Annotated in this window: 1 rRNA gene; it reads left to right on the forward strand. The window is 51.0% G+C overall.

The features are described from left to right. Positions 1 to 435 (forward strand): 16S ribosomal RNA (locus tag F8279_RS30025); the annotation flags it as partial.

Raw genomic sequence — 435 nt, forward strand, 5'->3', positions numbered from 1 at the left:
AGTAGGGAATCTTCGGCAATGGACGAAAGTCTGACCGAGCAACGCCGCGTGAGTGAAGAAGGTTTTCGGATCGTAAAACTCTGTTGGTAGAGAAGAACGTTGGTGAGAGTGGAAAGCTCATCAAGTGACGGTAACTACCCAGAAAGGGACGGCTAACTACGTGCCAGCAGCCGCGGTAATACGTAGGTCCCGAGCGTTGTCCGGATTTATTGGGCGTAAAGCGAGCGCAGGTGGTTTATTAAGTCTGGTGTAAAAGGCAGTGGCTCAACCATTGTATGCATTGGAAACTGGTAGACTTGAGTGCAGGAGAGGAGAGTGGAATTCCATGTGTAGCGGTGAAATGCGTAGATATATGGAGGAACACCGGTGGCGAAAGCGGCTCTCTGGCCTGTAACTGACACTGAGGCTCGAAAGCGTGGGGAGCAAACAGGATTA

It is taken from the genome of Micromonospora sp. AMSO1212t (genome assembly GCF_008868145.1).
Classification (GTDB): domain Bacteria; phylum Actinomycetota; class Actinomycetes; order Mycobacteriales; family Micromonosporaceae; genus Micromonospora; species Micromonospora tulbaghiae.